The sequence below is a fragment of the Actinosynnema sp. NPDC023794 genome, assembly GCF_040639675.1.
GTDB lineage: Bacteria > Actinomycetota > Actinomycetes > Mycobacteriales > Pseudonocardiaceae > Actinosynnema > Actinosynnema luteola.
The window spans coordinates 66967-90052 of sequence record NZ_JBFAFR010000028.1 but is presented as its reverse complement, the minus strand read 5'-3'; the positions used below and the strand labels follow the sequence as shown (position 1 = coordinate 90052).

Here is a 23086-nt window from a genome sequence, read left to right as displayed (position 1 = left end):
CCATGACCGCGGACAGGTGAAGGAACCGGCGGAGTGCCCCACACCCCCGCCGGCTACGAGGGGTCGACGTCCCGACCGGTGCTCTCCCCGCCGGTTGGGGCGCCGCGGCGTGCCCGCACCTCCCGGGAGGACGCGGTCACCTCCCAGCTCACGGGGACGGTCGACCTGGGGGCGGCCGTCCCCGTGCCCCGCGCCGGTTCAGGCGCACGTCATCCTTTGTTCACCAGGATGCGGGTGGACGCCGTGCCGAGGCCCGTCGGACCGCGCAGGGTCTGCGGCGTGAACGCGACCTCCTGGCCGCCGAAGTGCTTGGCCAGGTCGGCGTCGTGGTAGCGGACGACCCGCTGGTGCCAGTTGAGGATGCCGGACAGCCAGTCCCGCAGCTCGCCGACGTAGGCGTCGAGCGCGGCGCGCGCCTCGCGGTCGAGGCCGAACTCCTCGGACAACGCGGGCAGCTCGACCCGCACCGCGTGCTGGAACTGCGCCAGCCGCGCGTTCGCCAGGTCCGTCGCGATGCCCCACGCCCGGTCCAGGTCGACGTCGAGGAAACTGCGCACGACGAGCACCATGTTGTGCACCTCGCCCTCGAACTGGATCTCCTTCCGGTACGAGAAGAGGTCGTTGAGGATGATGGCGTAGTCCATCGCCGAGTTCTCGATGTTGCGGATGGCGCGGGTCCGGTAGACGTCGTCGGGCACCAGCCTGCCGTGGCCGAGCCTGGCCAGGCTCATCGTCAGCTCCGAGCCGAACGTGTGGCGGCGCATCTCGACGTAGTCGATGGGATCGGGCACCCGGTTCTCGTGCTGGTTCTTCAGCTCCCACATCCAGCTGTCCAGCATCAGGTCCAGCGCGTGGCGCAACTGCCGCCGGTTGTCCAGCGGCATCGGGGCCGTGGTGCGCTGCCAGACGTCGGCGAGGCCGCGCTCCAGCGGGGTCACCGGCGACGGCGACGCGCCCTCCAGCGGCATCATCTGCTTGAGCCGGTCGGTGGCGGCCTTGGCGACGGCCAGGTCGGGCGTGCGGCCGAACGCGACCGGGTAGAAGTCGTCGCCGTAGGTGCCCCACGTCAGCCACAACGCGTTGATCTCCAACTGCTCGGCGGTGGCGTCCGGGTCGATGCCCGCCGAGCACAGCGCGAGGTCGATGTCGCGCAGCTTGCTCTCGGTCCACACGCGCGGCACGTCGTCGAACATGCCCATCTCACCGGCCCACGCGACGCTCTTCTCCCGCGCGTCGTGCCAGTGCGGGCTCACCGCCAGGTCGAACGGCATGTCCAGCGCCGGTTCGGGCCTGGACGGCACCTCTTCGAACGGCACGTGGCTGAAGGAGCGCAGGCGTTGCGGCGCGGTGGCGATCAGCGAGCGGACAGCGCTCGTGCCGAGCCCGGTCGGGCCGCCGAGCACCGGGTTCGCGGTGACCGCGCCCTCGTTCATGTAGCGGCTGGAGCGGGCGTGCCACTCGTGCCCGCCGGACTGCCAGTCCTGCAGGCCCTTCACGTACGCCAGCACGGCGAGGCGGCCGGCGGGGTCGACGGCGTGCTCCTCCAGCAGCAGCGGCACCTCGGTGACGGCGGTGTGCTCGAACTGGTGCAGGCGGGACGTGAGCAGGTCGTTGACCGCCTCGGCGGCCTCCTGGGTCGGGATGTCCAGGAACTTCTCCAGCACCAGCACGCCGTTGCTCAACTCGCCCTCGTCGAGCACCTCGCGCTCGTACGAGAACAGGTCGTTGCGCAGGTGCACGGCGTCGGCGAACGTGTCGCGCAGGACGCCGATCGGGCGGGTGAGGGCGATCCGGGCGGGCACCTCCAGGCCGGTGACGTGCTCGACCAGGTTCGCCGACCACGGCGCGCCGCCCACCTTGCGGCGCATCTCGACGTACTCGATCGGGTTGGCGAGCCTGCCCTCGGAGATGTTGTGCAGCTCCCACATGGACTCGTCCAGCAGGTGCTTGGTGTTGTCGGCGAACCGGCGGCGCCAGTCCTCGGAGTGGCTGCCGACCGTGCGCGTCCACAGGTCGGCGAGGCCCTTCTCGACCGGGTTCGTCGGCTCCTCGGTGATCGCGCCGTCGACCGGCATGAACAGCGGCAGCCGGTCGAGGTAGGCCTTCGCGCCCGCCACGTCCGGGTTGCGCTTGTAGAGCTCGACGAAGTGGTCGTCGAAGTAGAAGACCCACACGTACCAGTCGGTGACGAGGTCGAGGTCGTCCGGCGAGGCGTCCGGGTGGGTGTAGGCGCAGAGCAGGGCGTAGTCGTGGGAGTCGAGGTCCTCGTCGGTCCAGATGACCGTGCCGTGCTGGGGCACGTCGATCATGTCCATCTCGTGCGCCCACGTCTTCGTGTGGGCCCGCGCACGCTCCAGGTTGGGATTGAGCCGTGCCGGATAGGGCAGGTAGAAATCCGGCAGCTGGAACGGCTGCGCCATCGGCTCGCACCTCTCGTCGGGGCCTGTCAGGTGTACGCAACCAGTGCCCGGGCGTGACCGCCAAGACCCGGCGGTGGTGATCCACACGTTCGAGCACCGGGTCCGCCCGACCGGCGCAACGGGGCGCCGCTCTGGGTGGTCGCCCTCGGTCACCGCCGGATCGGGTGGCCGGACCCCGCAGTGCGCTCGCGCCGACGAGCGGTGAAACCGGGACGCAGGCCGCACACTGGAGGACGTGCCCCGCCTGGAGCCGTTCGACGTGGACTTCTTCGACTCGGCGCCGCAGCGCCGCAGCTACGTGCTGGACCTGCCGGTGTCACCCGAACGTGTGTGGCGCGGCCTGTCCGCCTCCAACCCGCTGTGGTGGTGCCGGCTGCTGTCCTCCGTCGAGTACAGCTCCCCTCGCCCGTTCGGGGTGGGCACGACGCGGACGGCGGCGCTGCTCGGCGTGCTGCGGCTGCGCGAGGTGTTCATCCGCTGGGAGGAGGGCCGGCGGCAGTCGTTCCTGGTCGACGGGGCCAACCTGCCCGTGTTCCGGCGGTTCGGCGAGGACTACCTGGTGGAGCGGTCGGCCGAGGGGTCGAGGCTCACGTGGACGTTCGCCTACGAGTCGGGGCTCAAGGTGGGCGACCGGCTGAACGTGCTGGTGTTCGACTCCCTGGTGGCCGACACGCGGCGCCACTTCGGCGGCTGATCTTGCTTGCGCTGCGTTACCGATTAGGCCGGGAAGTGCAGTAGATCACGGCCATATGGGTGATACGCGACATTAGGTTAGGCTCCCCTCATGTCTAAGGGAGACGCGCTGCTCGCCGGTGAGGGCCTGGTCCTGGCGCACCACGACCGCGCGGTGGTGCACGGTGTCTCGCTCGGACTCCGCGCCGGCGCCGTGACGGCGCTCGTCGGGCCGAACGGGTCCGGCAAGTCGACCGTCCTGCGGTCGCTGGCGCGACTGCACCGGCCGCGCGAGGGGAACGTCCGGGTGGGCGAGCGGTCGGTGTGGGGCCACTCCCCCTTGTCCGGCAAGGAGTTCGCCCGCAACGTCACCCTGCTCACGCAGCAGCGGCCGACGCCGTCCGGCGTGTCGGTGCGCGACGTGGTCTCCTACGGCCGGTACCCGTACCGGACCGGGTGGCGCGGGGTGGACCTGGAGGGCGGCGCCGCCGTCGAGCGCGCCATGGAGCTGACCGGCGTGACCGCGATGGCCGACCGCGGCGTCGACGAGCTGTCCGGCGGCGAGTTGCAGCGCGTGTGGCTGGCGTCGTGCCTGGCGCAGCAGACCTCGGTGCTCCTGCTCGACGAGCCGACCAACCACCTCGACCTGCGCTACCAGGTGGAAGTGCTCGACGTGGTGCGCGACCTGGCGAACGACCACGACGTCGCGGTCGGCGTCGTGCTGCACGACCTCGACCACGCGGCGATCATCGCCGACGAGGTCGTGCTGCTGAGCGAGGGCAAGGTCGTCGCGGCCGGCGGGGTCCGCGACGTCCTCACGGGTGAGCACCTGACCCACGCCTACGGCGTCACGGTGCACGTCGCCGACGACCCGGTGACCGGCGCGATCCACTGCCGCCCCCTCGGCAGGCACACCCCGCGACCGGCCTGACCCCTTCCCTTCACCCTGAGAGGTTCGCGATGCGCTTGCTCGCCCCTGCCCTCGTGACGGCGGCCGTGCTGCTGTCCGCCTGCGGCACGACCGAGACGCCCACGTCCACGCCGACCGAGTCCGCCGGCGGGCCGGTCACCGTGACCGACGCCCGCGGCAAGGAGGTCAAGCTCGACGCCCCGGCCAAGAAGGTCGTCACACTGGAGTGGGCCGAGACCGAAACGATCGCCTCACTGGGTGTCATGCCGGTGGGTGTCGCGGACGCGGCCGGTTACAAGACGTGGGACGCGTCGGTGCCGCTCGCCGCCGACGTGAAGGACGTCGGCAAGCGCAACGAGCCCAGCGTCGACTCGATCGTCGCGCTCGACCCCGACCTGGTGATCATGGCCAAGGGCCGGGACGAGACGCTGGCGAACCAGCTGGAGAAGTACGTCCCCGTGGTCGTCACCACGGCCAGCGACGCCTCCCGCAACCTCGACCGGCTGCGCGAGGACACGAAGCTGATCGCGCAGGCGGTCGGCAAGTCCGCCGAGGGCGACGAGCTGCTGTCCGAACTGGACACCGCGCTGGCCGACGGCAAGAAGGCCGTCGAGGCCAGGGGCGCGGCCGGCACGCCGTTCGTCATGGCCGACGGCTGGCTCGAGGGCAGCACGGTCAACATCCGCCCGTTCGGCAAGGGCTCGCTGGTCTCCGACGCCGCCGAGGCGGTCGGCCTGAAGAACGCGTGGACCGGCGAGGTCGACCCGCAGTGGGGCCTCGGCGCGACCGACGTCGAGGGCCTGACCGCGATCACGGACCCGAAGACGATGCTGTTCTACAGCGCGTCCGAGGACGACGTGTTCACCACCGGCCTCGCCGCGAACCCGGTGTGGCAGCGGCTGCCGTTCGTGGTGAGCAAGAAGGTCGTCAAGCTGGAGCCGGGCACGTGGACGTTCGGCGGGCCGAAGTCGGTCATCCACGTCGCCGAGCAGTTCGTGAAGGCTGCCACCGCCTGATGATGCGCACCGCCGTCGTGACGGCGGGGGTCCTGGCGCTCATCGCCGTGCTCTCCGCCGTCCACCTCACCCAGGGCACCGCGTCGACCGGTGTGCTCGACGTGCTCAACGCCCTGGTGGGCAACGGGGACGCGCAGACCCTCGCCGTGCTGGAGGGCTCGCGCGTGCCGCGCCTGCTGGCCGCGTTGCTGCTCGGCGTCGCGCTCGGCGTGGCCGGCGCGGGCATGCAGTCGGTCGCGCGCAACCCGTTGGCCTCACCGGACACGCTCGCCGTGAACGCGGGCTCGCACCTGGCCGTGGTCGCGATCGCGGCGTTCGGGCTGAGCCTGCCCACGCTGCCCGCGGGTGCGGCGGCGTTCGTCGGCGGGCTCGCGGCGTCGGTCGTCGTGCTCGGGCTGTCCGGCGGCGGTTCGACCAGCCCGCGGCTGGTGCTCGTCGGCTCGGCGGTCATGTTGACGCTCCAGTCGGCGACGGTCCTGCTCCTGCTGATGTACGAGCAGGAGACGACCGGGCTGTTCGCCTGGGGCTCCGGCTCGCTGACCGTGAGCGACCTGAACGCGACCGCGCAGATGACGCCGGTCGTGGTGGTCGCGGTGGCGGCGCTGCTGGTGATGGGTCGGTCGCTCGACATCCTGGCCCTGGGTGACGACAACGCGACCGTGCTGGGGTTGAAGGTGCGGCGGACGCGCGTGGGCGCGGTGCTGCTGACCGTGGCGTTGACGGCGGCGGCGGTGACGGTCGCGGGGCCGATCGGGTTCGTCGGACTGAGCGCGCCGGTGATCACCCGGCTGATGACGCCGTTCGTGCCCGGGCTGGGCAAGCACCGGACGTTGCTGCCGTTCTCCGGGCTCGTCGGCGTGGTGATCGTGCTCGGCGCGGACGTGCTGCTGCGGGCGGTCATGGGTTCGGCGGCGGCCGTCCGGGTGCCGACCGGGGTGATGACCACGGTCCTGGGCGCGGTCGTGCTGATCTGGTTGGCGCGGCGGGGGCGGTCGGGCGGAACGCCCCGGCAGGCGCCGGCCGGACGGGTCGGCGTGGCGGGGTCGTCGCGCCGGCTCGTGGTGACGTCGGTGGTGCTGGGCGTGCTGCTGGTCGCGACGCCGACGGTGGGGCTGATGCTCGGGGACCGGTTGGTGCTGCTGGGTGACCTGGCGAACTGGTTCGCGGGGCGCACGGGCACGGCGCTGACGTTCGTGGTCGACCAGCGACTGCCGCGCGTGCTGGCGGCGTTGGTGGCGGGCGCGGCGCTGGCGGTGGCCGGGTGCGGCATCCAGTCGGTGAGCCGCAACCCGCTGGCGGAACCCGGTCTGCTCGGCATCACGGCGGGCGCCGGGCTCGCCGCGATCGCGTTGATCACGGCGGTGCCGCTGGCCGGCGCGTGGCACATCGCGGGTGCCGCGGGCGTGGGCGCGATGGCGGCGTTCGCGCTGGTCTACGGGCTGGCGTGGCGGTCGGGGCTGGATTCGGACCGGCTGGTGGTCATCGGCATCGCGATGTGGTCGGCCGGGATGGCGTTGATCACGCTGCTGATCGTGACGTCGGACCCGTGGAACACGGCGAAGGCGCTGACGTGGATGTCCGGCTCGACGTACGGGCGGACGTTGGAGCAGGTGGTGCCGACGGCGCTGGCGCTGGTCCTGCTGACCCCGTTGCTGTGGGCGCGGCACCGCGAGCTCGACCTGCACAGCCTGGACGAGGACACGCCGCGCGTGCTGGGCATGCGGGTGGAGCGGTCGCGGCTGGTGATCCTGCTGGCGGCCGGTGTGCTGGCGGCGACGGCCGTGTCGGCGATCGGTGTGGTGGCGTTCGTCGGCCTGGTCGCGCCACACCTGGCCCGGTCGTTGGTCGGCGGTCGGCACGCGCGCGTGCTGCCGGTCGCGGCGGCGGTGGGCGCGGTGCTCGTGAGCGCGGCGGACACCGTGGGCCGGACGGTCATCGCACCCGCGCAGGTGCCCGCCGGGCTGGTGATCGCGTTGATCGGCACGCCGTACTTCGTGCTGGTGATGTGGCGGACGCGCGAGATGCGCACCTGACCCCTGGTCGGCGCGGACCGCGCCGACCAGGTCAGCCCAGGAGCTTCCGCAGCAGGTACGCGGTCTGCTCGTCCAGGCCGACCGCCGCCCGCTCCAGCAACGCCCGCAGGCCCGGCGCCTCCGCCGCACCCACCTCCAACGGCGCGGCGGTCCGCCGACGCCACGGCGCCGACACCAGGGAGTGCGCGATCCGCGCGGCGTCCGCCCGACCGCGCCGCGCCAACCGGATGTGCGAATCCCCCACCGCCGTCAACGCCGCGCGCAACTCGGCGACCCGACCGAGCCGCCGCGCCAACCGGTAGCCGGCGGTCCGCACCGCGGGCCTCTCGTCACCCAGCAACTCCCACGGCAACGCCGCCGGCACCGAGCGCAACGCCACCGTCGCCTCCCGCACCACGGCCGACGACGGGTCGCGCAGCAACGGCAGCACCAGGTCGTCGGTCACCTGCTCCAGCACCCGCAACGCCCGCACGGCACGTGCGCGGATCCTGCCCGTCGGGTGCGCCAGCAACTCCACCAGGTGCCGCCCGTCGCCGCCCACCTCGGCGAACCCGTCGACCGCGCCCGCGGTCACCCGCGACCGGTAGTGCGCGGGCACGTCCACGCCCACCCGTGACGCCGCCGCCCGCGCCAACGCGCGCACCAGCGACGACTTGTCGTCCAAGTGCGCCACCACCTCCGCGTCACGCCCCAACCGCACCAAGCCGGTCAACGCCTCCACCCGCACCTCGGCGTGCGGTGACGCGGCCAGCCGCCGCAACACCTCCACCCGAGCGGACCAGACGCAGTCCCGCGCCGCCGCTTCCGCCGCCGACGACCGCAGCCGCACGTCGGGCGCCGTCAACGCGACCGACACCTTCCGGTCCAGCCGCCACGTCCCGGCCTCGAACGCGAACGCGCGCACCGCCCGGTCCGGCGACCCCAACAAGGACTCCAACGGCGCACGGGGATCCGCCGCGGCGGCCCGGAGCTGGGTGCGCACGAACGTGCCCCGCAACCGGCCCCCGATCCACAACCCGACCCCCACCGCGGCGGGCAGCATCCGCGCGGGATCGCGGTGCAGCAGCACGGCCAGCCCCGCGCCCGCCCGCTCGCGGACCTCCGGCACCCAGTCTCCGGTCCGCAGCACCAGGAACGGCATCAACTCCGGCAACCTCCACGCGATGATCTGCTCGACCGCGCGTTCCCGGAGCCGCCCGTCGCCGTGCGCGCTGGCCAACGCGATGCCCAACGGCGACGCGTCGCGCCGGGCACGGCCGGCCTTCGTCAGCTGCGGCGGGATGTAGCCCTCCGACACGTGCCGGCGCACCCGTCGGACGGAGGAGTCCAGCAGGATCACCGCGCGCGGCCGACGGGCCAGCGCCGCCAACGCCGCGAGGCCCGCCGCCTCGTCGCCCGCCGCGTCGATCTCGGTGAGCAGCCCGAGCACGGGGTCCGGCTCGGCCCACCCCACGCCGTAGGAGTCCAGGAGCCGTTCCAGTTCTTCCACCAGGGCATGGTGGCGCACCACCCGTGCTCGTGGCCTCCCTATTACCGAACGGCATCGGCACGGGTCTTGGACACCGCACCCGCCCGCTGCGGACGATCGGAACCATGGACGACGGGGACAAGGTGCACCGACGCACGCTGCTGGCGGGCGCCGGCGCGGCCGGCGTGGCGGGTCTGGTGGCTGCGGGCACGAGTGCGGCGGGCGCCGTGCAAGGACAGCCCGGCGAGGCGGCGCGGCAGTCCGGTGGCGAACTGCGCGGGCAGGTCGCCCTGGTCACCGGCGCGGCACGCGGCATCGGCCGGGCGACGTGCGTGGCGCTGGCGCGGGCGGGCGCGGACGTGGTGGCGCTCGACATCGCCTCACCGCGGGCGATCACGCTCGACTACCCGCTGGGCAGCGAGCAAGAGCTGGACGAGACCGTGCGCGCGGTGCGTTCGCTCGGACGGCGCGCGGTGGCGGTCAAGGCGGACGTCCGCGACGCCGGGCGGATGCAGGACGTGGCACGGCAGGCGGTCCGCGAGTTCGGCCGGCTCGACATCGCGGTCGCGAGCGCGGGCATCACCACCTACGCGCCGCTGGACGCGATGTCGCCCCGCCAGTTCGCGGACGTCATCGACGTGAACCTGATCGGCGTGGCGAACACCATGCGTGCGGTCATCCCGCACCTGGTGGCGCGCAAGAGCGGGTCGATCATCGTGGTGTCGTCCAGCGAGGGCAGGCACGGCGCGCCGCGGCTCGCCCACTACCAGGCCGCGAAGTGGGGCGTGATCGGCCTGGTCAAGGGCGTGGCGACGGAGGTCGGTCCGGCGGGCGTGCGGGTCAGCGGCGTCGCGCCGACCGGTGTGCGCACGCCGATGGTGCTCAACGACGCCACCTACGAGTGGGCCGGCGGCAGCACGGTCGAAGACCTGGAGCGCGCCCTGCGCGGCTACAACACCCAGCCGGTCGGGCTGATCGAGCCCGAGGACGTGGCCGATTCCATCGCGTTCCTCGCCTCGCCGCGCGCCCGGTACGTCTCCGGCACCGTGCTCGACGTGACGGCGGGCGCGAGCACCCGTTGGAACAGCTGATCAACCACCAGGAGTGTGAGATGACGGAACACCTGTCCCGGGCCGACGTGCTGCGCGGTCTCGGCGCGACCGCGGTGGGCGTGGCGGCGGGCTCGCTGCTCGGCACGGGCGCCGCGACGGCCTCGGCCGCCGCCGAACACCCGAACGTGAAGCTGATCAAGGACTACTACGCGGCCTACGGCTCCGGTGACGTGAACGCCCTGCGCCGGTTCTTCGCCGACGACATCCGGTGGACGATCCCCGGCCACCACCCGCTGTCGGGCACCAAGGTCGGAGCCGAGGAGGTGCTGGCGTTCTTCGCCGAACTCGCCGAGGCGGGCTTCCGCGCGGAGCCGATCTTCCTGGCCGCGGACCGCGACTGGGTCGTCGACCTGCACCGGGGCTGGAGCACCACGCCGGAGGGCCTGGACATCACGTGGGCGCTCGCGTTCCGGATCCGCGGGCGGAAGATCGTGGAGGCGGTCAACTTCGCCGCCGACCAGCACGCGGCCGACCGGTTCTTCTGGCAGACCTACCCGTTGGCCCCCATCCCGAACCGGCTGGCCGGGCGCTGACGGCCGCTGGTCGCCAACGGCCGCCGGTCGCGCGGGCTCAGCCCTGTCCGCGCGACCAGGTCGCCGGGTCGGCGGTGGTCTGCGCGCCGGTGGCCAGGTCCTTCACCTCGTGCGGCCGGCCGTCCTCGAACGGCGGGAACCACACGAACGGGATGCCCTTGCGGGAGGCGTACCGGACCTGCTTGGCCAGCTTGTCCTCCTGGTGGTACAGCTCGACGTTGCAGCCGTTGTCGCGCAAGGCCTTCGCCGTCTCGGCGGCGGTCCGGCGGCGGTCCGGCGGCAGGACGACGAGGACGTCGGCGGGCGTGCTCGGGCCGGTCTCGAGCAGGCCGGCGGACAGCACCTTGGCGAAGATCCGGGAGAACCCGATCGACATGCCGACGCCGGGCAGCCTGCGCCGGATGAACGACCCGGCCAGGTTCTCGTACCGGCCGCCGGAGCAGATCGAGCCGTACTCCGGCCAGTCCACGAACTTCCCCTCGTAGACGGTGCCGGTGTAGTAGTCCAGGCCGCGCGCGATGGAGAAGTCGGCGACCACCTCGGGCAGGTCGGACAGTTCGCGGAGGACGAAGTCCAGCTCTTCGAGCCCTTCGTCCAGGAGTGCCGACCGCACGCCCAACGCGCGCACGTCGTCGACACCGCCGCGGAGTTGCGCGAGTTCGAGGACGGACTCGATCCGGGTCTGGTCGAGCCGGTCGGCCAGCAGGGCCGCCACGCCGTCCGGGCCGATCTTGTCGATCTTGTCCACGGTCCTGACGACGTCGAGCGGCTCCTCGATGCCCAGTCCTTCGTAGAAGCCCTGCAACACCTTGCGGTTGTTGACGTTGATGGTCCACGGCGGCAGGTCGAGCGAGGTCAGCACCTCGTGCACGATGCGCGGCAGCTCGGCGTCGAAGTGGATCGGCACCTCGTCGACGTTGATCACGTCGATGTCGCACTGGGTGAACTCGCGGAACCGCCCGTCCTGCGGCCGTTCGCCGCGCCAGACGCGCTGGATCTGGTAGCGCTTGAAGGGGAAGACGAGCTCGTTGAAGTGCTGCGCCGTGTACCGGGCGAACGGCACGGTGAGGTCGAAGCGCAGGCCGAGCTGTCCGTCGTCCGACCCCTGGGCCCGGCCCAGCGAGTAGACCTCCTTGGAGGTCTCGCCCTTGGCCATGAGCACTTCGAGGCGTTCCGCGGCGGGGGTTTCGACGGAGCAGAAGCCGTAGCGCTCGAAGGCGGCGCGGATCCCGTCCAGCCAGCGCAGCTCGACCAGGCGCACGTGCGGCAGCCACTCCGGGAAGCCGCTGACGGGCACTGGTCGCACTACGGGCTGGTCGGTCATGCCGGGAAGTCCACCGGAAACCCGGCGGACGCGCCAACGGCTTTTCCGATCGGGTGTAGGTGCGCGGGCCGGATTCGACGTGGGGCTTCGCGCCGTGCGGCACGGTTGACCGCATTAGGTTTGTGATGCAAACTCGATTGCATCAGCGAGGAGTTGGGGGACGTGCGGTGGCCGGTGATCCGAAGGACCTGCTCGACGAGTTGACGGCGTTGCGGCGGCGCGCCCGCCGCGACCGGCACGGCTACTGGGTCCCGTTCCTGCTGTTCGGGGTGATCGTCGCGGCGGCGATCCCGCTGTACCTGCCGGAGCGGTGCGCGTCGGTCTGCTACTGGTCGGCGAACGAGCTGCCGCCGCTGTGGCACTGGTTGCACCCGACGGGGCAGGCGAGCGGGGTGCTCGCCTTCGGCAACCACCCGTCCCTGTGGAAGGACTTCTACTGGATGGGCGCGCTGGCGGTCGGGTTCCTGGCGACGGTCCGGTGGTACCGGTGGCGGGCGGGGAAGGTCGGGGTGGAGACCTCGACGCGGCTCTACGCCCGGGTGACCTTGTTCGTGCTGGTCCTCCCGCTGGTGGGCGTGCCGCTGGTCACCCGGTTGGTCTTCACCGAACTGGGTTGGCCGGTCGCGCTCCCGGTCCTGGTCGTCGGGGTCGTGGTGGCGACGGTGCTCGCGAGGCGGAAGCTGCGGACCGCGATCGTGATCCTGTCGCTGATCCTGGTCGCCCACCTGGTGATGATCTTCCCGTACGGGCCGTTGCTCGTGGTGGCGGTGGGGGTGCTCGGTCTGGCGTGGGTGGAGCGCAGTGCGCTGTGCACGTCGTTCGCCGTGCTGTTCGCGGTCTGGGCGCTGTTCGTGAACGGGTGGGCGACGTGGGTCTACGGCGCGTTCCTGTGGCCGGTCCCGCTGCTCGACTTCGGCGACCTGCTGTCGTCGGCCGTGATCCTCGTGCTCGGCGGGGTCGGCGGTCTCGTCGCCCATCGGGCGCAGGGCAAGATCGCGACATGACCGAGCACCCCACGTCGGGGCTGGACGACACCGTCCACCAGCGGCACCGGTTGGGCGTCCTGACGATCGCGGCCGAGGTCGAGAGGGTCGAGTTCGGCTACCTCAGGTCCACTCTGGACCTCACCGCGGGCAACCTGTCCCGGCACGTCGCGGTGCTCGAGGAGGCCGGTCTGCTGGAGGTCGAGAAGGGCTACGACGGCAAGCGCCCGAAGACGTGGGTGAGGGTCACCGCCGCCGGCCGCGAGGCGCTCGCCGCGGAGATGGCGGTGCTGCGGGCGCTGCTGGAGCGGCACGGCCAGGCGTGACAGCGCCTTCATCGGCCGCGCGGTCGCCGCGTTGTGCCGAAAGGACTGACGGGCGATCACTCGGCGGCGTTGCGCCGAGTGATCGCCCATGTGGCTAGCCCCGGCGCACGTTCCAGTGCGGCAGTGGCGCGAGCGCGGTCATGGTGTCGTCGACGGCCGCGCCCAGCTTCGCGTACTTCTCGGTGTAGAGCACCGGGAAGACGCCGGGCCGGTTGGCGGGGCGGTAGGTGTCGACGTAGTCGGTGCCCAGGTTGCTGAACGCGACCACGATGTAGTTGCGCCGCGCCTTGCCGGGCAGGGACTTCACGATGCCCGCGTCGCTGCCGGTCGTGTCGACCCAGCCGGTCTTGTGGCCGAACGTCACCTCGGCGACCGCGTCGCACGGCCGGACGTCGCTGTCGTACACCGCGTCGCCGACCTTCATCGTGCCGTCGGCCTGGATCCAGCGCGGCGGGGTGAGCTGCGCGATGCCCTGCACCGGGTAGTCGCGCCCGCAGTGGTTCGTGGTGGACAGCATCTCGTTGTGGCCCTGGTTGCCCAGCGACTTGATGAACTGCACGCGGGACGCCTCGGTGAGCTCGTCGCGGGTGACGAGCTTGCCCGCGTCGGTCGTCCACAGCACGCCGGAGCCGCCGTTGACCAGCAGGAGCAGCTTCGCGGTGTCGAGGGCGCTCATGTTCGACCCGATCCAGCGCCCGCCGTTCTCCGGGTTGGTGCCGGTGACCATCAGCGTCGGCATGCCCAGCTCGACGAACGTGCGGTTGACCTCGTCCCACGCGCCGAGGTCGTGGATCATCTTGATCAACGCGCAGGTGGACTCGTTCTGCGACTTGGTGATCATCTCGTCGAAGTGCTGCCGGATCACCTTGCTGGACGCGGCGCCGCACACCGGGTGCTGCGTCACCGGCCGGTAGTCGTAGACCGCGTCGAGGTCGACCCGGCCCTGGTCGGCCAGCCGGAGCACGCCGAAGCCGACCATGAGCTTGAGCACCGACGCGGGGTACGGCGAGGAGAAGTCGATGGGCGCGTTCTCCCGGCCGGCGAGCACGTCACGGGTCCCCCGGCCGCCGTTGACGTCCCACTCCGTGTCGTCCCACCAGCGGTAGCGCACCTTGTCGGTGGACAGCTTCCGCTCGTTCAGCGGCACCACGACCCCGTTCGGGTACTGCGGGCTGAGCAGGACGTCGGCCACCGCGATCGGCCGGCCGAGGCGGTCGAGCTCGATCACCGCGAGGTCCATGTTCGGCGTCTGGTGCAGCGGCCGGGCCGCGGCGGCGTCGAGCCGGGCCGTCGACGCCTCCTCGGCGGACAGCGGGTCGTACTTCTCCGGCGCGCCCGCCTTCGACGACGCCGCCGCCTGCTCCGGCGGGGTCAGGTCGAGCACGTCCTTGAAGTCCTGCGCGACCACGGCCTGCCGCAGCGACTCGGCCAGCAGGGCGTTGACGTCACCGCCCGCGGTCGCGACCGGCACCGTGGCCAGGGCGCCGACCAGCACCGTCGCCGCCGTGAGGGCGGTCGCGGTGAGCAGTCTGCGTCGGAACGCTTTCATTGCACTCCCCCGTGAAGTCATCCGTCTGCGCCGCCGACGGTAGTGCATTCGGCGCTGACGCCTGATCGGACATCCACCGGGAGCGGCTAGCGGAACGTGGTCAGGAACTGGTCGCGGAAGGTGTCCATGGGGCGCACGGGCGCGCGTGGGCCGGGTTCCAGGCCGTCGGTCCAGCCCCAGGCGGCGGTGCGGGCGAGCACGGCCCGGTCGCGGGTCACGATGGTGATCGGCACGTCCCGACCCGCGTCCGGGCCGGTGACGAACGGCGCGGGCTGGTGGTCGCCGAGGAAGACGAGCACGAGGTCGTCGTCGCCGTAGGTCTCGACGTAGGACACGAGGGTGTTGATCGAGTACTCGACCGTGCGCGAGTAGTCGGACCGCACGAGTTCCGGGTCGCGACCGAACATGTCCTCCGCGGGCGCCTCGCCGGAGGCCATGGAGTGGAACACCGAGCCGTCGCCGACGTTGCGCCAGCCGACCGCCGCCGGCGCGGGCGACCACGGCGCGTGGCTGGACAGCAGGGGGATCGCCGCCATCACGGGCGCGTGCCCGCCGGGGCGCTCGAACTGCTGGAACTTCGACATCGTGAACTCGTCGGGCGCGGTGGCGTAGCCGAAGCGCGGTCCGCGGTAGTCGAGGTCGTCGAGCGCGTAGATCCGGTCGTAGTCGAAGAACCCGCCCTCCGGCCACGCCCTCGTGATGCCCGGCATGACGCCGACCGCACGCCAGCCCGCGCGCCGGAACGCGCCGCCGAGCGTCAGCCGGTCGCTGCCGAGGAGCGTGCGGTAGCGCTGCTGGTTGTCGACCCACAGCCCGGACAGCAGGGTGGCCTGGGCGAGCCAGCTGCCGCCGCCCGCGGTCGGCGAGGTGAGGTACGCGCTGCGCGAGGTGTACCCGGCGCCGGCGAGCCGGCGGGTGCCCGCGTCGAGCACCGGGGTCACGTGCGGCGCGATGTCCGGGTGCTCGACGGCGGAACGCCCGTAGCTCTCGACGAACGCCACGACGACGTCCTTGCCGCGCAACGAGGTCAGCATCTCCCCCGCCTTCGCGCCGGCGAACGGGTCCACCGCCGACTCCGCGGCGAACCGACCGCGGTCGCGCAGGCCGTCGTGCACCCGCCGTGCCTGGTCGTAGGCGAACGCCGCCGTGCTGTGCGACGCGATCGCGGGTTGGAGGCCGGCGAGCGTGATCCACACGGCGGTGAGGACGGCGACGACGCGGGCGACGGGGACCCGGTGGCGCACCACGACTCCGCTGAGCCGCACCGCGGACCGTGCGGCCAGGAGCACCACCCCGGCGGCGAGCAGGACGGCGAGGACGACGACCGCCACCGCCGCGAACCGCCCCGCCGTCACGTCCACGTAGCCCACCGCGGGCTCCAGCAGCGGCCAGTCGAGCACCGGGTCGAACGGCCGGTGCAGCACCCCGTCGAACCCGAGGTCCAGCGCCTTCAGGACGAGGAGGAGGCCGAGGAGGGCCCCGCCGACCTGCGCCGCGACGCGTCGCGCCCGTTCCGGCAGGACCAGCACCAGGACGACGCCGAGCAGCGCCTCCACCGGGAGGCGGAGGAACGCGGCCGGTGTCAGCGAGTCGGAGTCGCCGGGGACGAGCAGCGCGAGCAGGACGAGCGCGGCGGCCGAGGCGGTGACCGCCGTGCGGCGGCCACGGCGGTCCGGCGTGTCCTCGGTCATGCGGTCCTCTCTGCTCTCCTTGCCCGGTACAACGTGCGCCGACCCCTGGCCGGTTCACCGATGATCCATTCCGCCACCGCGATGTTGATCAGCCAGCCGAGGCCGAGCAGCAGCGTCCTGGTCAGGCCGGTGGCCGGGCCGACGAGCAGGACCCAGGCGATGGTGACCAGCGCCTGCGTGCCCGCGCCCTGGGCGATCGCGTAGGCGCGGATCATCCACGCGCGGTGCCGGACGACGTCCCGCCGCAGGATCGCCCGGAAGCCGAGGACGAGGGCCAGGACCGTGGCGGAGCCGGTCACCAGCCGGAAGGCGGCGAGGAGGTGGCCGTCCCCCTCGGGGTAGGGGTAGGACAACGTCATCCACAGACCGGTGAGGGCCATCAGCAGGCCGGCCGGGACGAGGACCCGGCCGAGGACGCGGTGCCCGGCCCGGTGCCGCCGGCGGAGCCCCGGCGCGAACTGGAAGGCGCCCCCGAGGCAGTACAGGACGGCGCCGACGATGTGCAGCACCACCGGCGCGGGTGCGGCGAAGAACCTCGCGTTCTCCGGGGTGACCTCGCCGCCGGCCAGGTCGGTGAGGCGGAGGGCGCCGCCGGCCATGGGGATGAGCGTGAGCGCGATCAAGGCGGTGGGCACGAGCCAGTCGGCCCTGCGGGAGGAGGTCACGGCGGAGGCCCTTCGTCGGTCCGGTCGCCCGGTCTCGGTGTGATCCGAGTCTGGTGATCGGCGCCGCGGCGGACATCGGGAGAAGGGCCGGAGCCGGGCGGTACTCCCGGGCGGGCGCGACTAGTACTTTCGGCCGGCGAGGCGGTTGGTCTCGTAGGCCCACATGGCGATCTCGACCCGGTTGCGGGCGGCCAGCTTGGTCATCAGGCTCGCGATGTGCGTCTTGACCGTGCTCAGGGTGATGTGCAGCTCGTCGGCGATCTCGCGGTTCGTGCGTCCGCGCGCCACGGTGAGGAGGACCTGCTCCTCGCGGTCCGTGAGCGGTTCGAGGGGTTGGGCGGGCGCGGCGGGTTCGGCGGCGGCGAAGGTCTTGAGCAGCCGTGCGGTGATGCTCGGCGCGATGAGCGCGTCGCCCTCGGCGGCGGCGTGGACGGCCTGGGCGAGCAGCGCGGGACCGGCGTCCTTGAGCAGGAAGCCGACGGCGCCTGCCCGGAGCGCGGCGAACACGTACTCGTCCAGGTCGAACGTGGTGATGACGACGACGGCGAGCGGGTCGGCCACGTCCGGTCCGGACAGGAGCCGGGTGGCCTCGATGCCGTCGAGACCGGGCATGCGGATGTCGAACAGGCACACGTCCGGGCGCAGGCGCCGGGCGAGCTCCACGGCCCGTCGCCCGTCGCCCGCCGCGCCGACGACCTCGATGCCGGGTTGGGCGTCGAGGATCATCGTGAGCCCGGTGCGGACGATCTCCTGGTCGTCGGCGACGACCACCCGGATGCTCATGCGCCCGTCCCCGTCCGGGGCAGGGTGGCGGTCACGGTCCAGCCCCGGTCGCGGTCGGGACCGGCGGCGCAGGTGCCGCCGAGGAGGTCGACGCGCTCGACCATGCCGATGAGCCCGTACCCCGGCTCGGCGGCCGTGCCGGCGGAGGGGTCGCCGTCGTCGCTCACGCGCAGGTGCACCGACGTGTCGTCGGCGTCGACGCGCACCTCGATGCGGGTGGCGTGCCGGGCGTGCCGTCGCGCGTTGGTGACCGCTTCCTGGGCCAGGCGGTAGACCGCGGCGTCGACCGACGGGTGGACGCCGTCCAGGTCGCCCGCGAGGCCGACCTCGACCGCCGGGCCGGTGCGGGACGACGTCGCGAGCTGCCCGAGGTCGGCGATGCGCGGGCTGGGCTCCAGGTCGACGGGCTCGTCGCGCCGCAGCACGCGGACCATCGCGCGCATCTCGGCGAGGGCGCGCGACGCCTCGGCCTCGATCAGGCGCAGCGCGTCGGTCGCGGCGTCCGGCCGCGTCACGGCGGTCGCGAGACCGGCCTGGGCGCGGATCGCGATCGCCGACACGTGGTGGGCGACCGTGTCGTGCAGGTCGCGGGCCAGCCGTTCCCGTTCCACCAGCTTGGCCTGCTCGAGTTCACGCGTCCGCAGGCGGGCCCGGTAGCGCATGGCGACGCCGAGGGCGGTCGCCGTGAACATCACGGTGAGCCCGCCGATCGCGTCGACGAGGGCCAGGTGACGCAGCGCTGTGGACAGGCACGCGCCGCCGAGCACGATGGCCAGGCCGACGACGGCCTCGCGCCCGGAACCCCACCTGACCACCGAGTACACCAGGATCAGCACGAACGCCGTCGTGTAGGGCTCGACGCGCTCGCCGGTGAGGAGCGGGACCAGGCCCGTGGCGCCCATGGCGATGACGAGCACCAGCAGCGGTCGGGTCCGGCGCCACAGCAGCGTGGGCGCCAGTCCGATCACCACGACGGCCCACAGGCCCGGCCACGGCAGGTCCGACCGCAGGGCCGTCTCCAGCGCCGCCGCGGGCACGAGCACGCCCACGAGCGCCCAGTCGCGCCACCCCCGCCGCGGCGGGTGGTGAGGTCGGGGTTCACCCCACGTCGAGCGGAGGACGGCGTGCACGGGCCGATGGTACGAGAGCCGGGCGCGCGCCGGATCGGCCTGAAGTACGAGAGGACGTCGGTACGGTGGGCTCGTGACCCGTCCGTACGTCCTGCTCAGCGTCGCCGTCAGCGTGGACGGCTACATCGACGACAGCAGCGCGCACCGGTTCCCGCTGTCCAACGCCGAGGACTTCGACCACGTGGACCAGGTGCGCGCGGAGTCCGGCGCGATCATGGTCGGCGCGGCCACGATCCGCTCCGACAACCCGCGCCTGCTGGTCAACGACGCGGACCGCCGGGCCGCCCGGGTGGCACGAGGACGTTCCGAGCACCCGGTGAAGGTGACCGTGACCGGCAGCGGCGACCTCGACCCGGCGCTGAAGTTCTGGCACCACGGCGGCGACAAGCTCGTCTACACCACCGATTCCGGCCACCGCCGGGCCGTGGAGGCCGTGGGCGACCTGGCGGAGGTCGTGCCGCTGGGACCGGCGGTCGACTTCGGGGCGTTGCTGGACGACCTGGGCGCGCGCGGCGTCGACCGGCTCATGGTGGAGGGCGGCGCCACGATCCACACCGCGTTCCTGTCCGCCGGGCTGGCCGACGAGATCCGGATGGCGGTCGCGCCGATGCTGATCGGGCAGGCCGCCGCGCCGCGGTTCGTCAACCCGGCCGAGTTCCCCGGCGGTCCGGCGCGCCGCTTCCACCTGGCGGAGGTGGGCAAGCTCGGTGACGTCGCCGTGCTGCGCTACTTCCCGAAGGCCTGAAGGACGGTGGCGCGGCGGCCGAGCGCCACCACGGCCGCGAGCCCGAGCAGCACGGCGGGCAGCACCGCGCCGGCCGGGTCGCCCAGGATGACCAGTTCCGTGGCGACCGCGCCGGCCATCACGCCGACCAGGCCGGCCGCGGCGAGCCCGCACAGCCTCGGCACGAGCAGGCCGAGCGCGCCGGCGAGCTCCAGCACCCCGGTCACGTACCGCAGCCACTGGCCGAAGCCGATCTTGTCGAACTTGCCGACGAAGTCGTCGCCGAGCAGCGACGCACCGCTGTAGACGAAGTACGCGGCCAGCAGCACCTGCAACGCCCAGAGGGCGATGTTCGCGACGCTGATCTTGGTCCGGGCTGCGTCAGACATGGCTGATTCCTTCCACCGATGCGGGGGCGTTGCGCCACAACCAGGCGATGTCGCGGCCGAACGACCAGACGAGCGAGGCCAGGGCGAGCCCGACGAGGACGTCCGGGTGCGGTGGCAGGCCGGACGCGGCGACGACCAGCGCGATCCCCTGCACGGCGGCCACGACCTTGCGCGCGTGGCTCGGCGGCAGCGGGTCCCTCAGCCAGGCCAGGCCCCAGGACGCCACGACGAACGCGTACCGCAGCGCGCCGATCACCATGACCCACGGTCCGAGGGTCAGCGCCACGTGCACGCTCAGCACCAGGATCAGGAACGCGTCGACCTCCATGTCGAACCGCGCGCCCATCGCCGACGCCGTGCCGGTGCGACGTGCCACCTGCCCGTCCACGAAGTCCAGCGCCAGCGCGACGGCGGCGGCCACGACGAGCAGCGCCGGGTGGTGACCGCCGTCGGCCACCAGCGCCGTGACGCCGCCGACCAGCAGCCCCCTCACCACCGTGACCCGGTCGGCCGGCCCCAGCGCCCCGCGCGAGGACCGCCGCACCGCGCCGCTCAGCAACGCCTGGTTCGCCACCGCGTACGCGATGCCCGCGAGCCACCCGAGCACGCCCAACCCGACCGTGCCCTCCAGCACGGCGAGCAGGACCACTTGGACGCCCGCCCAAGCGACGGGTTCTGCGGTGGACTGCCGCCGCCAGGCAGCACTGTGGTGAAGTGTCGTCATCGTGCCCCTCGTGGCGGTGGCCCCGTTGTTCGGAGGTTGTACAGGTGACACGCTCTGCGAGGGCCCTCTGGTTCACCTCATCGGGAAAAAGTGAGATCCGCGAGGTGGCGCTGCCCGATCCGGGACCCGACGACGTGGTGGTGCGCACGCTGTACTCGGGGATCAGCCGGGGCACGGAGAGCCTGGTCCTGCGCGGTGGGGTGCCGGAGAGCCAGCACGACATCATGCGGGCGCCGTTCCAGGAGGGCGAGTTCCCGTGGCCGGTGAAGTACGGCTACCTCAACGTCGGTGTGGTGGAACGGGGACCGCTGCTCGGCCGCACGGTGTTCTGCCTCTATCCACATCAGACGCACTACGTGGTGCCCGCCGACGCGGTGACGCCCGTGCCGGACTCGGTGCCCGCCGCGCGCGCGGTGCTGGCCGGGACGGTGGAGACGGCGGTGAACGCGCTGTGGGACGCCCGGCCGTTGATCGGCGACCGGATCGCGGTCGTCGGCGGCGGGATGGTGGGGTGCGCCGTGGCCGCCGTGCTGGCCCGGTTCCCGGGCGTGCGGCTGCAGCTGGTCGACGCCGACCCGGACCGCGCGTCGGTGGCCGCCGCGTTGGGCGTCGACTTCGCGTCGCCCGGGGAGGCGGCGGGGCGCTGCGACCTGGTCGTGCACGCGAGCGCGTCCGAGGAGGGGCTGGCCCGGTCGTTGGCGCTGCTAGCGCCGGAAGGGCAGGTGGTCGAGCTGAGCTGGTACGGCGACCGGCGGGTGTCGGTGCCGCTCGGCGAGTTCTTCCACTCGCGACGGCTGCGGCTGCGCAGCAGCCAGGTCGGCGTGGTGGCGCGGCCGGACCGCACGTACGCCGAGCGGATGGCGCTGGCGCTGGACCTGCTCGCCGATCCCGCCTTCGACGCGCTGATCACCGGTGAGAGCCGGTTCGAGGACCTGCCGTCCGTGCTGGCGGGTGGCGCGCTGCCGCCCCTGTGCCACCGCGTCGACTACCGGCGTTGACTACCGTGCCGGGCATGTACCTGCCTGACACCACCGAAGACGTGCGTGCGCGTGCGGCGACCGTGGCGGTGCTGCCCGTCGGCAGCCACGAGCAGCACGGCCCGTACCTGCCGCTGGCCACGGACACGGTGGTCGCCTGCACGATCGCGGGGGCGATCGCCGACGCGCACCCCGTGCAGCTGCTGCCGCCGATCACGATGTCGTGCTCGCACGAGCACGCCGCGTGGCCGGGCACGGTGAGCATCTCGGCGCGGACGCTGTACGCGGTGGTGCGCGACGTCGCGGACTCGTTGCGGCGGTCGGGTGTGCCGAACCTGGTGCTGGTCAGCGGGCACGGCGGCAACTACGTGCTGTCGAACGTGGTGCAGGAGTCGGAGGGGATGGCGTTGTTCCCCGGCAGCGGCGACTGGGCCGCGGCACGGGCCGCCGCCGGGGTCGAGACGTCGTCGCGCAGCGACATGCACGCGGGTGAGCTGGAAACGTCCATCCTCCTGCACGCCCACCCGGAGCTGGTGAGACCCGGGTACGAGACGAGCGACCACCTGGCCGACGACCGGCCCCACATGCTCACGCTGGGGCTCGCGCCGTACACGTCGTCGGGGGTGATCGGGCGGCCGTCGCTGGCGTCAGCCGACAAGGGCCGGGACGTGCTCGCGGCGCTGGTCGAGTCGTTCGGGCCGTACCTGTCGGTGTTCTGACCCGGGTATCGAGGAGAGGACGCCGGGCAGGCTGCCGATCAGCGCCAGCACGCCGTAGACGACGCCGGTGGTGACCCCTTGCGCGGCGCCGAGGCCGGCCGCCCCGAACGCCACCGCCAGGAACGCCTCGCGCGGCCCGAAGCCGCCGACGTTCAGCGGGACGGCCATGACGAGCAGGGCGAGCACGATCAGCGGGAGGAGGCGGGTGGTCGGCGCTTGCACGCCGGCGGCCCTGGCCGCCACGGCGAACAGCGCCACGTGCCCGGCCAACGTCGCCACCGACAGCAGGGCGACCTTGGGCAGGACCTCGCGGTTCACCAGGCCGGTGCGGGCGTCGGCCCACGTGGTCCGCGCCGCTCGGCGGACCCGCGGGGAGAGGCTGGTGAGCGCGACGAGGGCGAGGGCGGCCGGCAGGCCGAGGACCGGTAGCTCGACGGGAAGGGATCCGGTGACCAGGACGGTGACGCCGACGGCGACCAGCACCGCCTGTCCGGCCCCGCGCTCGAACACGACCGCCCGGACGCCTCGCCCGACGTCGCCGGCCCGCCGTCCGTGGCTCACGGCCCGGTGGACGTCGCCGAGGACGCCGGCGGGGAGGACGGCGTTGAGGAACAGGCCGCGGTAGTAGTCGGACACGGCGGCGGGGAGGGTGAGCGGCAAGCCGAGGCGGCGGGCGATGAGACACCACCGCCAGGCGCTGGTCACGGTGGTCAGCAGCCCGATGCCCAACGCGGCGGCGGCCGCCCGGCCGTCGACCGCGCGCAGGCCGTCCACGAACGCGTCGGCGCCGAGCCGCCGGCCCAGGGCCACCAGGACGGCGACCGCCGCCAGGAGCCGCAGCCAGGGCCACGCGCGCTTCACCGAGGGCCGCCCGACCACCCGCCGACCGGCCGACGCCAAGGCGCCGACCCCGCTCACCACGCCGGGCCGCCCGACCC

Annotated in this window: 22 protein-coding genes; 11 read left to right on the top strand and 11 right to left on the bottom strand. The window is 72.9% G+C overall.

The features are described 5' to 3' along the window. Positions 1-209: 209 nt before the first annotated feature. Entirely contained in the window at positions 210-2420 is a 2211-nt protein-coding gene (locus tag AB0H12_RS35855) for a terpene synthase family protein (RefSeq protein WP_499628867.1), read from the bottom strand. 235 nt (positions 2421-2655) lie between these two features. On the opposite strand from AB0H12_RS35855, the gene AB0H12_RS35850 reads away from it, so the two are divergent. The 4 genes from AB0H12_RS35850 (at position 2656) to AB0H12_RS35835 (ending at position 7051) form a co-directional block, all read left to right on the top strand. Beyond that, positions 2656-3114, top strand: coding sequence for an SRPBCC family protein (locus tag AB0H12_RS35850; protein ID WP_499628865.1), 459 nt, complete (start codon positions 2656-2658; stop codon positions 3112-3114). A gap of 90 nt (positions 3115-3204) precedes the next feature. Then, on the top strand, positions 3205-4023 hold the full coding sequence (locus AB0H12_RS35845; RefSeq protein ID WP_499628863.1) for an ABC transporter ATP-binding protein: 819 nt from the start codon (positions 3205-3207) through the stop codon (positions 4021-4023). A 29-nt stretch (positions 4024-4052) separates the two neighbouring features. Then, a complete protein-coding gene (locus AB0H12_RS35840; RefSeq protein ID WP_499628862.1) occupies positions 4053-5018 on the top strand; it encodes an ABC transporter substrate-binding protein in 966 nt (321 codons plus the stop codon). Beyond that, complete coding sequence (locus tag AB0H12_RS35835; protein WP_499628860.1) at positions 5018-7051, top strand: iron ABC transporter permease; 2034 nt, start codon at positions 5018-5020, stop codon at positions 7049-7051. Before AB0H12_RS35840 ends, AB0H12_RS35835 begins: the two co-directional genes overlap by 1 nt. Before the next feature lie 31 nt (positions 7052-7082). On the opposite strand, the gene AB0H12_RS35830 is transcribed toward AB0H12_RS35835, so the two are convergent. Continuing rightward, entirely contained in the window at positions 7083-8540 is a 1458-nt protein-coding gene (locus tag AB0H12_RS35830) for a HEAT repeat domain-containing protein (protein WP_499628858.1), read from the bottom strand. Between the two features lie 104 nt (positions 8541-8644). Between AB0H12_RS35830 and AB0H12_RS35825 the strand changes: the two genes are divergently transcribed. Continuing rightward, positions 8645-9610, top strand: coding sequence for a mycofactocin-coupled SDR family oxidoreductase (locus AB0H12_RS35825; protein WP_499628856.1), 966 nt, complete (start codon positions 8645-8647; stop codon positions 9608-9610). A gap of 20 nt (positions 9611-9630) precedes the next feature. Further along, the gene (locus AB0H12_RS35820; RefSeq protein ID WP_499628854.1) at positions 9631-10164 is read left to right on the top strand and encodes a nuclear transport factor 2 family protein; all 534 of its coding nucleotides are present in this window, start codon (positions 9631-9633) and stop codon (positions 10162-10164) included. 37 nt (positions 10165-10201) lie between these two features. Here AB0H12_RS35820 and hisS read toward each other — a convergent pair whose 3' ends face one another. Then, positions 10202-11488 (bottom strand): histidine--tRNA ligase, encoded by a 1287-nt coding sequence (gene hisS / locus AB0H12_RS35815; protein ID WP_499628852.1) that lies wholly within the window; start codon positions 11486-11488, stop codon positions 10202-10204. A 167-nt stretch (positions 11489-11655) separates the two neighbouring features. Here hisS and AB0H12_RS35810 point away from each other — a divergent pair, with 167 nt between their 5' ends. Both AB0H12_RS35810 and AB0H12_RS35805 read left to right on the top strand, forming a co-directional pair. Next, positions 11656-12492: a hypothetical protein gene (locus AB0H12_RS35810; protein ID WP_499628850.1), complete on the top strand. Its 837-nt coding sequence runs from the start codon at positions 11656-11658 to the stop codon at positions 12490-12492. Continuing rightward, complete coding sequence (locus AB0H12_RS35805) at positions 12489-12797, top strand: winged helix-turn-helix domain-containing protein (RefSeq protein WP_499628848.1); 309 nt, start codon at positions 12489-12491, stop codon at positions 12795-12797. The genes AB0H12_RS35810 and AB0H12_RS35805 overlap by 4 nt, the downstream gene beginning before the upstream one ends. A gap of 94 nt (positions 12798-12891) precedes the next feature. Here AB0H12_RS35805 and AB0H12_RS35800 read toward each other — a convergent pair whose 3' ends face one another. The 5 genes from AB0H12_RS35800 to AB0H12_RS35780 form a co-directional block, all read right to left on the bottom strand. Next, entirely contained in the window at positions 12892-14346 is a 1455-nt protein-coding gene (locus AB0H12_RS35800) for a serine hydrolase (RefSeq protein ID WP_499628846.1), read from the bottom strand. A gap of 86 nt (positions 14347-14432) precedes the next feature. Further along, positions 14433-16037, bottom strand: a complete 1605-nt coding sequence (locus AB0H12_RS35795; RefSeq protein ID WP_499628844.1) for a sulfatase-like hydrolase/transferase — start codon at positions 16035-16037, stop codon at positions 14433-14435. Then, a complete protein-coding gene (locus AB0H12_RS35790; protein ID WP_499628842.1) occupies positions 16034-16702 on the bottom strand; it encodes a DUF2306 domain-containing protein in 669 nt (222 codons plus the stop codon). The genes AB0H12_RS35795 and AB0H12_RS35790 overlap by 4 nt, the downstream gene beginning before the upstream one ends. A gap of 120 nt (positions 16703-16822) precedes the next feature. After that, positions 16823-17485 carry a response regulator gene (locus AB0H12_RS35785; protein ID WP_499628840.1) on the bottom strand — a complete coding sequence of 221 codons (663 nt, stop codon included), beginning with the start codon at positions 17483-17485 and terminating at the stop codon, positions 16823-16825. After that, positions 17482-18615 (bottom strand): sensor histidine kinase, encoded by a 1134-nt coding sequence (locus AB0H12_RS35780; RefSeq protein WP_499628838.1) that lies wholly within the window; start codon positions 18613-18615, stop codon positions 17482-17484. Before AB0H12_RS35780 ends, AB0H12_RS35785 begins: the two co-directional genes overlap by 4 nt. A 73-nt stretch (positions 18616-18688) precedes the next feature. Here AB0H12_RS35780 and AB0H12_RS35775 point away from each other — a divergent pair, with 73 nt between their 5' ends. Beyond that, positions 18689-19360 (top strand): RibD family protein, encoded by a 672-nt coding sequence (locus AB0H12_RS35775; RefSeq protein ID WP_499628836.1) that lies wholly within the window; start codon positions 18689-18691, stop codon positions 19358-19360. Here the strand turns inward: AB0H12_RS35775 and AB0H12_RS35770 are convergent. Then, entirely contained in the window at positions 19342-19728 is a 387-nt protein-coding gene (locus AB0H12_RS35770) for a DoxX family protein (RefSeq protein WP_499628834.1), read from the bottom strand. The two genes, AB0H12_RS35775 and AB0H12_RS35770, sit on opposite strands and share 19 nt — an antisense overlap. Beyond that, complete coding sequence (locus AB0H12_RS35765; protein WP_499628832.1) at positions 19721-20452, bottom strand: CDP-alcohol phosphatidyltransferase family protein; 732 nt, start codon at positions 20450-20452, stop codon at positions 19721-19723. Before AB0H12_RS35765 ends, AB0H12_RS35770 begins: the two co-directional genes overlap by 8 nt. Before the next feature lie 44 nt (positions 20453-20496). Here AB0H12_RS35765 and AB0H12_RS35760 point away from each other — a divergent pair, with 44 nt between their 5' ends. Both AB0H12_RS35760 and AB0H12_RS35755 read left to right on the top strand, forming a co-directional pair. After that, positions 20497-21450 carry a zinc-dependent alcohol dehydrogenase gene (locus AB0H12_RS35760; RefSeq protein ID WP_499628831.1) on the top strand — a complete coding sequence of 318 codons (954 nt, stop codon included), beginning with the start codon at positions 20497-20499 and terminating at the stop codon, positions 21448-21450. Between the two features lie 14 nt (positions 21451-21464). Next, positions 21465-22148, top strand: coding sequence for a creatininase family protein (locus tag AB0H12_RS35755; protein WP_499628830.1), 684 nt, complete (start codon positions 21465-21467; stop codon positions 22146-22148). Here the strand turns inward: AB0H12_RS35755 and AB0H12_RS35750 are convergent. After that, on the bottom strand, positions 22077-23069 hold the full coding sequence (locus AB0H12_RS35750; RefSeq protein WP_499628829.1) for a lysylphosphatidylglycerol synthase transmembrane domain-containing protein: 993 nt from the start codon (positions 23067-23069) through the stop codon (positions 22077-22079). The two genes, AB0H12_RS35755 and AB0H12_RS35750, sit on opposite strands and share 72 nt — an antisense overlap. Positions 23070-23086 lie beyond the last annotated feature (17 nt).